The following is a 4,087-nucleotide window of genomic DNA, read 5'->3' on the forward strand; positions in this document are numbered from 1 at the left end:
GGCGATTCATTCCTATTGCAGACATCAGGTAGCATAAAAGAAGTTCAAAATAGAACGAATAGGTTATCTGCAGCGCGACGGCAAAAGAAAAAAAGCCGTCGCAGAGCAGACACATTTTCACGCGCCTATGAAACGGCGGCTTTGATTTTCAGAGCCGCCGTTTCTTTGCATTTGCACAAACCTATGATGAATTTTCCGGAAATATTGTGGTTAATAGCGATTTAAACTGTTGTATTTGTTTAAAAATTAAAAAATATCTAATGAGTCTTCCGCATCTACCCACATCTGCAAATTTCCATCAAGATATAATTTGGCATATTCAAGAGGTTCATCAATGGCGAGTGCGTTTAATGCACAGTCTGATCCTGGTGTGGTTTTTAAGTTCTTTTCAGCTTCCCAACAGTCAATGCGGAGCATATAGCCAACAGAGGTGTAAACATCAATACTGTTGCGCTTGGGATTGTATTCTGCAAATATTGTTCTCATCGTATCAAATCTCCTTATCGTTAAATCAATCATTTGTTGCAAAAATCAGAAGCATTTCAATCAGTTCACAATGTCACTTTTATTTTGTGTTATACTGTTTTATATAATTTTCTTGCCCTTGTTTTTGCCCTTATCAGAGTTCGTAAACACTGGTGGGACGATATAACGCAAGGGAAACAATAAGGGAAAGCTCACCTGCGATAAACTTTGTGTTTTCAAGGGATTGAGAGATATTTGATAATAAAATATAACAGTTATTAAATCCCTTGGAATATATGAAATCTCAATTCAAGTTTGTCGCTTTCTTCATATCCACATTATATCATTTTCATATCTGCACCACAATAAAATTTTATGCACCGATAATCTTATTGAACAGCTCTAACAAACACCATTTCATCACTCCAATCTGAAATTTAGGTATGAAAAAAGCAGTCAATCCTAAGACTAACTGCTTTGTGTATAGAGATATGAAATTGTGAAATAGAATTTGCCTATTTCAAATCAAAAAGAGAATTTTCATAGTCCTTTACATAGTATCGTATATTTTTACGCCCCTTTTGAATAATGGTATGTCCCTCTGCTTCTAATTTTTCTTTCTGTGCTTCAATACCATTTGGATATTTAGCATTTAATTCTCCGTTTGCTTTTAATGTTCTCCAATAGGGTGTTTCATCTTCGGAACGCTGATAACTTGCCCACGCTACAATAGAAACAAATATACCCGCTGTAATCGGCTCTGTAAAATCTGCACCACTCAATTTTGCAAAGTGTTCTCGTATTTTTCCAACCGTAATCACTTTACCATACGGAACTTTTTTCATTACTTTGTCATAGTCAATCGGGGGAGCAAAATACATTTTGTTTCCACCATATTTCTCAATACTTTTCTGGTCTATGATAATTTGAAATTTTGGCATATCCTTACTATCATGCAACATAGCATTAAAATCTTTTTTATCTTCATTTGCCATTTGTGCCACCTCCTACTTTAAGGATAGTCTGTTTCTTATTTCCATGCAATGAAGCTGTTTGAAAATTATTAACACTTTCAAATTTGTCGCTTTCTTCATATCCATATTATAACAGTTCCATATATCCGCCACAATAAAAATCAGCATACCCTTAGCATTTATGGAACAAAAATGCACACTTTTTCTTTCTTCCTCTTGATTACCCCACAACAGAAAAGAAAAAGCCCTGTCAAGAGCCTTGCCACCATTGGTGGTGCTTTGCACTCTTTACTGGGCTTTTTGTTTGCTGTATCTTCCATGCAAGAGGAAATTAAAGACCTCTGTTCCATTTCGCCTTTAGATAATCTTCATAGTCTGCTTCATTGAAGTCTACTTGTGGAGAAGTGTCGGGAATGTTGTTTCTGTTGTCTATATCCGCAAGCTGACGAAATATCCAATCATCATAAGGGTCATGGTATTTATACTCTTTGGGCTGTTCTCTGTATCGGTCTAACCCTCGCATTTCCTTATGCACTTTTATCATGCGTTCCAGTTTTTGACGCTGTATCAACTGCTTGATTTCCATAAGTTCTTCCAACTCCGTAACCTCATTGGTAATGTAGTTATGGATATACTGTATGAGTTTATATGCCTTGTAAAATGTGCATTCTTTTTCATCATCGAAAAATTCATTTTCAGACAGGTAATCTAAGGAAACATTGAAGTCTTGTTCCCGTTTGATAATATCCATGATATAGGGCTCGGTGTGGTCAATATACTTCCATTCTCCCGACAATAATTCATTGGGCGTTACACCCAGCACGTCCATTATCTTCTCTAACGTATCAAAGGTAGGATAATTCACGCCACGTTCAATCTTGGAAAGGCTCTGCATATTGATACCGATTTTGTCCGCAAGTTCCTGTTGTTTCATTCCTCTGTGTTTTCTTATGGTCTGTATGTTTTCTCCTAAGAAACTGATTTTCTTTTCATAATGCTCCATAACTTAGTATAACCGCTCCTTTCGTTGCTTTTCTTGGTATTTATAAGCATATCATACTTAATCTATATCTAAAAGTCAACAAAAACTTCTTGACAAGTAATTCTAATGGAGTTATTATCGTATTAGACAGATTGATTAAGCACGCTAGGGTCAATCACACGCTTGAGTAAGCATAGAAAATATATATTTTCGCTTTGATAGCATGAATAAGCATGGACTATCAGACCGAAAATAAGGTTTCTGACTGGGGCTGTTCCGTTTAGCCACGAGCCTTACAAGGCTCGTGAGCGTTAAGAACGGGGCAGACACAGGAAGAAAGGGAACGCCTTTAGGCGTTCGTAAAGGGCGTATATGTAACACCGCCCTGCGTATACATGTCATAGTACCTAGAAACTGTGATAAATAAAGGAAAAAACACAATTTTTACCCCGCAAAAAAACGGGGCATACGAAAGGAGAAATGCACTATAACTACACACAAAAATTTATCCGTTAAGATTGATTACATCAGCATTGTATTTGAAACGGCAACCGCTGAAGATGTAATCATGCACATTTTAGATTTACCGACTGACATTTTCAATGTTTATCCAGCAACGATAAAATTCAAGACTTATCAGGCACGCTGGCAGATTGGAGATATTTATGTATCGGGGGACGCAAGAAAGACAGAGGACAACCCACAGGGGCTAGGCTGTTATCTTGTTATGACTGGCAGAGGTTGTGATGATATTTTCCGTATTCTCGACAGTAGGAATTATACCTTTGGGGATATGTTCCGACGCTGTGAGCGAAGATACGGACTGGATAATTTCCATTTCACAAGACTTGATATTGCCATTGATGATAAGAACGAAAAGCCATTCTTTACCATAGAGCAGATAAAGAAGAAATGCGAAAAAGAGGAATTTATTTCTAATAGTGAGGGCTACCACTTTGACGAAAGCAAGTTTGATGATTTCGACACTGCAAAGACTGTTTATATTGGTGCTGGTAAATCGGGATTGTCCTACCGCTTTTATGACAAAGATAAGGAAGTCTGTTCAAAACATAATAAGACACTTGATGAAGTCGGCAGTTGGAAACGGACAGAAATGCAACTGCGAGATGATAAGGCTCATGCTTTTGCCATGACATTCAAAGACAGACCGCTGGAACTTGGGGAACTGGCTTTCGGGCTATTGGCAAACAACCTACGCTTTGTCGTGCCAAACAGAAATGAAAGTAATAAGAGCAGATGGAAAACGTGTCGGTTTTGGGAACGCTTTTTAGGGGCTATGGAAGTCTTAAAACTGCAAGTACCGAAACTACATAATTCTCTTGAGGAAACACAGCAATGGCTCACAGAGGGTGGCGTGATTTCCGCTGTGAAAAGTTTTTACTTCTTGGAAGAACATGACGCATTAGGTGGACTGGAAAAAGTGGGAACTATGCTTGATAAGGCAAGATACAGCAATTCCCTTTCCAGTAAACTAACCGCCCACTTACAGAGGATAGACCGCACCGATCTTATCCCCTATATCCAATATAACACGAAACATGGGAAAGGGGGTATCTGATGAATAACAACGATATTCCCGTATGGGAAAAATACACCCTTACCATTGAAGAAGCGTCAAAATATTTCCGTATCGGAGAAAACAAGT

General features: G+C 38.0%; 6 protein-coding genes. 3 read left to right on the forward strand and 3 right to left on the reverse strand.

Translation table 11 applies throughout. The annotated features are described in order from the left end of the window. The coding region (locus tag NE638_RS17545) for a hypothetical protein (RefSeq protein ID WP_207719070.1) at window positions 1–225 on the forward strand (225 nt) is incomplete at its 5' end. A 21-nt stretch (window positions 226–246) separates the two neighbouring features. Here NE638_RS17545 and NE638_RS17550 read toward each other — a convergent pair. The 3 genes from NE638_RS17550 to NE638_RS17560 form a co-directional block, all read right to left on the reverse strand. Continuing rightward, window positions 247–486, reverse strand: coding sequence for a DUF6061 family protein (locus NE638_RS17550; protein WP_003505342.1), 240 nt, complete (start codon window positions 484–486; stop codon window positions 247–249). Window positions 487–980: 494 nt separating this feature from the next. Next, window positions 981–1,460 (reverse strand): MGMT family protein, encoded by a 480-nt coding sequence (locus tag NE638_RS17555; RefSeq protein ID WP_002322212.1) that lies wholly within the window; start codon window positions 1,458–1,460, stop codon window positions 981–983. Between the two features lie 310 nt (window positions 1,461–1,770). Further along, a complete protein-coding gene (locus NE638_RS17560; protein ID WP_002322214.1) occupies window positions 1,771–2,442 on the reverse strand; it encodes a helix-turn-helix domain-containing protein in 672 nt (223 codons plus the stop codon). 496 nt (window positions 2,443–2,938) lie between these two features. On the opposite strand from NE638_RS17560, the gene NE638_RS17565 reads away from it, so the two are divergent. Further along, the gene (locus NE638_RS17565; protein ID WP_259317195.1) at window positions 2,939–4,000 is read left to right on the forward strand and encodes a replication initiation factor domain-containing protein; all 1,062 of its coding nucleotides are present in this window, start codon (window positions 2,939–2,941) and stop codon (window positions 3,998–4,000) included. Beyond that, window positions 4,000–4,087, forward strand: an 88-nt coding sequence (locus NE638_RS17570; protein WP_255647178.1) for an excisionase, incomplete at its 3' end; no start/stop codon positions are given. The genes NE638_RS17565 and NE638_RS17570, both read left to right, overlap by 1 nt.

It is taken from the genome of Blautia sp. MSK.18.38, assembly GCF_024460535.1.
In the GTDB taxonomy this organism is placed as follows: Bacteria; Bacillota; Clostridia; order Lachnospirales; family Lachnospiraceae; genus Blautia_A; species Blautia_A fusiformis.

Excerpts from the sequence above, each read along its gene's own strand:
- NE638_RS17550 (WP_003505342.1), bottom strand. The coding sequence starts at position 486 with ATGAGAACAATATTTGCAGAATACAATCCCAAGCGCAACAGTATTGAT.
- NE638_RS17555 (WP_002322212.1), bottom strand. The coding sequence starts at position 1,460 with ATGGCAAATGAAGATAAAAAAGATTTTAATGCTATGTTGCATGATAGT.
- NE638_RS17560 (WP_002322214.1), bottom strand. The coding sequence starts at position 2,442 with ATGGAGCATTATGAAAAGAAAATCAGTTTCTTAGGAGAAAACATACAG.